The sequence below is a fragment of the Pseudomonas citrullilanati genome (assembly GCF_030580855.1).
Taxonomy (GTDB): Bacteria; Pseudomonadota; Gammaproteobacteria; order Pseudomonadales; family Pseudomonadaceae; genus Aquipseudomonas; species Aquipseudomonas citrulli.
In genome coordinates this window covers 1-4,058 of sequence record NZ_JAUQOP010000083.1, presented here as the reverse complement: position 1 = coordinate 4,058, position 4,058 = coordinate 1, and the positions used below count along the sequence as shown (strand labels likewise).

Here is a 4,058-nt window from a genome sequence, read left to right as displayed (position 1 = left end):
CAAGGGCAAGTGCGCAAAAGTGGCCTTGGTGGCGTGTATGCGGGTATTGCTGGTCCGGCTCAACGCGATGGTGCGCGACGGCACGCCGTGGCGGGATCAAACCGCTTGAGGCCCCGGAGGGGGCCATCTGAGGCCGCGATAGCACCCAAAAGACGACCGCGGGTCGGGTGGGGGTGAAAGACAGTTGGCTCCCACAGGGGATGGGGCTGGATCAATGCAGGGCCAGGTCCTGGTCCCTGAGCGTATCGAACAGCGCCTGCGCCGCCGCAGACAGTTCATGGCCGGGCTTGGTCAGCACGCCGATGGCCCGCTCGATCACCGGGTCGCCCAGGGTGATGCAGCGGGCGCCCAGTTCATGCATCTGCCCGACACAAAGCGCCGGTACCGCACTGACTCCCAGGCCACTGGCGACCATCCGGCCAACCGTCGCCAGTTGATGACTCTCGAACTCCACCGGCAGTTTCATGCCACGGGCCTGCAAGTGCTCCTCCAACATCACCCGGACCGTGGAAGGTCGCTGCAAGGTAATGAATGGCTGTTCGAGCAAGGTCTTCCACTGGACTTCGCGGTGCTGGGCCAGCGCTGAATCCCGGGGCACCACGGCGACGAAGCGATCGAGATACAACGGCGTGAACGCCAGCGACGAACCCTGCAGCGGCTCGAACGCCACGCCCAGTTCGACATGCCGGTCGCGGACCATCTCCAGCACCTGTTCGTTGATCACGTCGTTGACCGTGACATTGACATTCGGGTAGCGGGCGCGGAAGGTCTTGAGGATCGGTGGCAACAGGTTGCCGGCGAACGAGGGCATCGCCGCCAGCGTCACCCGGCCCCGTTGCAGGGTGAAGCGCTGGCGCATTTCATCCTCGGCATTGTCCCAGTCCGCCACCAGCCGGCGGGCCAGGGGCAGCAGCGACTCACCTTCGGGCGTCAGGGCGACGTTGCGGGTATTGCGGCTGAACAGGCGCCCGCCCAGGCCTTCTTCCAGGGCCTTGATGGTCAGGCTCAGGGCCGACTGGGACAGGTGCAGGCGCTCGCCCGCCACGGCGAAGCTCAGGCTCTGGGCCACGGCGAGGAAGGCACGGATCTGCTTGAGGGTCATGGTCGCTACGCTCCCAGCGGCAAGGGGTCAGCTTCAAGCTGCAAGCGGATACCCGCCATTGTTGAGCTTTATCAATCAATCAAACCTAAAAATCAACTTAACAAATATATGACTTGGCGCAACACTGCAGTTCATTGCGACCCCATCAAGAATAAAAGAGGTGTCTATGGCAGGTTTCGACAAACGCGTGAGCTCTTATGAGCAAGCCCTGGAAGGCTTGAAGGACGGCATGACCGTCATCGCCGGCGGCTTCGGCCTCTGCGGCATCCCGGAGAACCTGATCGCCGAGATCAAGCGCAAGGGCATCCGCGACCTCACCGTGGTCTCCAACAACTGTGGCGTCGACGGTTTCGGCCTCGGCGTGCTGCTGGAAGACCGGCAGATCCGCAAGGTGATTGCCTCCTACGTGGGCGAAAACGCCCTCTTCGAGCAGCAACTGCTCAGCGGCGAAATCGAAGTCCAGCTCACCCCCCAAGGCACCCTCGCGGAAAAAATGCGCGCCGGTGGCGCGGGCATCCCGGCCTTCTTCACCGCCACCGGCGTCGGCACGCCCGTGGCCGAAGGCAAGGAAGTGCGCGAGTTCCATGGTCGCCAATACCTGATGGAAGAATCCATCACCGGCGACTTCGCCATCGTCAAGGGCTGGAAGGCCGACCATTTCGGCAACGTGGTCTACCGCCACACCGCCCAGAACTTCAACCCCCTGGCGGCCACCGCCGGCAAGATCACCGTGGTGGAGGTCGAGGAAATCGTCGAGCCCGGCGAGCTGGACCCGACGCAGATCCATACCCCAGGCATCTACGTCGACCGGATCATTTGCGGCACGTTCGAGAAGCGCATCGAACAGCGCACCGTGCGCAAGTGATCCCCTGCCCTCCGGCCCGAATGAAGGAATAACGACATGGCACTTTCCCGCGAACAAATGGCTCAACGCGTCGCCCGCGAAATGCAGGACGGCTACTACGTGAACCTGGGCATTGGCATTCCCACCCTGGTCGCCAACTACATCCCCGAAGGCATGGAAGTCATGCTGCAATCGGAAAACGGCCTGCTCGGCATGGGCGCGTTCCCCACCGAAGCCGAAGTCGACGCCGACATGATCAACGCCGGCAAACAGACCGTCACCGCACGCATCGGCGCGTCGATCTTCTCTTCGGCCGAATCGTTTGCGATGATCCGCGGCGGCCACATCGACCTGACCGTGCTCGGCGCGTTCGAGGTGGACGTCGAAGGCAACATCGCCTCGTGGATGATCCCCGGCAAGCTGGTCAAGGGCATGGGCGGCGCGATGGACCTGGTGGCCGGTGCCGAGAACATCATCGTCACCATGACCCATGCGTCCAAGGACGGCGAGTCGAAGCTGCTGCCCCGTTGCAGCCTGCCGCTGACCGGCGCCGGCTGCATCAAGCGCGTACTGACCGACTTGGCCTACCTGGAAATCCAGGACGGCGCCTTTATCCTGAAGGAACGCGCCCCGGGCGTCAGCGTCGAGGAAATCGTCGCCAAGACCGCCGGCAAGCTGATCGTGCCGGACCATGTGCCTGAAATGCAGTTCGCTGCCCAGTGAGGAGAGATTCGATGCAAGAAGTCGTGATTGTCGCCGCCACCCGTACCGCCATTGGCAGTTTCCAGGGTTCGCTGGCTTCCATTCCTGCGCCTGAACTCGGCGCAGCGGTGATTCGTCGCCTGCTGGAGCAGACCGGCCTGTCCGGCGAGCAGGTGGACGAGGTGATCCTCGGCCAGGTGCTGACCGCCGGTTCCGGGCAGAACCCGGCCCGCCAGGCGTCGATCCTCGCCGGCCTGCCCCACGCGGTGCCGGCCCTGACCTTGAATAAAGTCTGTGGCTCGGGGCTCAAGGCGCTGCACCTCGGCGCCCAGGCGATCCGCTGTGGCGACGCCGAGGTCATCATCGCCGGCGGCATGGAGAACATGAGCCTGGCGCCCTACGTGCTGCCGGCCGCCCGCACCGGCCTGCGCATGGGCCACGCGAAGATGATCGACAGCATGATCACCGATGGCTTGTGGGATGCCTTCAATGACTACCACATGGGCATCACTGCCGAGAACCTGGTGGACAAGTACGGCATCAGCCGCGAAGAGCAGGACGCCTTTGCCGCCGCGTCCCAACAGAAGGCCGTCGCGGCCATCGAGGCTGGGCGGTTTGCCGATGAGATCACGCCGATCCTGATTCCCCAGCGCAAGGGCGACCCAGTGGCCTTCGCCACCGACGAACAGCCCCGTGCCGGTACGACCGCCGAATCCTTGGGCAAGCTCAAGCCGGCGTTCAAAAAGGATGGCAGCGTCACCGCCGGCAATGCGTCGTCGCTCAACGACGGCGCCGCGGCGGTGATCCTGATGAGCGCGGAAAAAGCCAAGGCCCTGGGCCTGCCGGTACTGGCGAAGATCAGCGCCTATGCCAATGCTGGCGTCGACCCGGCCATCATGGGCATCGGCCCGGTCTCGGCCACCCGTCGCTGCCTGGACAAGGCCGGCTGGTCGCTGGAGCAGCTGGACCTGATCGAAGCCAACGAAGCCTTCGCGGCCCAATCGCTGGCGGTGGCCCGGGAGCTGGAATGGGACCTGGCCAAGGTCAACGTCAACGGCGGCGCCATCGCCCTGGGCCACCCGATCGGTGCGTCCGGGTGCCGGGTGCTGGTGTCGCTGCTGCATGAAATGATCAAGCGCGACGCCAAGAAAGGCCTCGCGACCTTGTGCATCGGCGGCGGCCAGGGCGTGGCCCTGGCGCTGGAGCGGGCCTAGTCATAACGGGTTCAACAGTGGCTGCGCGGACCCCTGTGGGAGCTGAGCTTGCTCGCGATGGCGGTGGGTCAGCTTGTATTGATGCTGGATGTGCCAATGCCATCGCGGGCAAGCCTTGCTCCCACATGACTGTTTGGGTGTTCTTAAACCATCGCTCACCACAAATCCCTGTGGGAGCTGAGCTTGCTCGCGATGG

Annotated in this window: 4 protein-coding genes and 1 pseudogene; 4 read left to right on the top strand and 1 reads right to left on the bottom strand. The window is 64.1% G+C overall.

Features of this window, described 5'->3' with window-relative positions; translation table 11 throughout:
- Nucleotides 1-109, top strand: a pseudogene (locus Q6A48_RS25800) (IS110 family transposase); the annotation flags it as partial.
- Nucleotides 110-211: 102 nt separating this feature from the next.
- Here the strand turns inward: Q6A48_RS25800 and Q6A48_RS25795 are convergent.
- Nucleotides 212-1,102, bottom strand: a complete 891-nt coding sequence (locus tag Q6A48_RS25795; protein ID WP_304557299.1) for a LysR family transcriptional regulator — start codon at nt 1,100-1,102, stop codon at nt 212-214.
- Between the two features lie 166 nt (nt 1,103-1,268).
- On the opposite strand from Q6A48_RS25795, the gene Q6A48_RS25790 reads away from it, so the two are divergent.
- Genes Q6A48_RS25790 through Q6A48_RS25780 form a run of 3 tightly spaced genes read left to right on the top strand, consistent with a single transcriptional unit; the run spans nt 1,269 to nt 3,862 of the window.
- Nucleotides 1,269-1,967 carry a CoA transferase subunit A gene (locus Q6A48_RS25790; protein WP_042731046.1) on the top strand — a complete coding sequence of 233 codons (699 nt, stop codon included), beginning with the start codon at nt 1,269-1,271 and terminating at the stop codon, nt 1,965-1,967.
- Between the two features lie 36 nt (nt 1,968-2,003).
- Complete coding sequence (locus Q6A48_RS25785; RefSeq protein ID WP_003180355.1) at nt 2,004-2,669, top strand: CoA transferase subunit B; 666 nt, start codon at nt 2,004-2,006, stop codon at nt 2,667-2,669.
- A gap of 11 nt (nt 2,670-2,680) precedes the next feature.
- Nucleotides 2,681-3,862 (top strand): acetyl-CoA C-acetyltransferase, encoded by a 1,182-nt coding sequence (locus tag Q6A48_RS25780; protein WP_304557295.1) that lies wholly within the window; start codon nt 2,681-2,683, stop codon nt 3,860-3,862.
- Nucleotides 3,863-4,058: the final 196 nt, after the last annotated feature.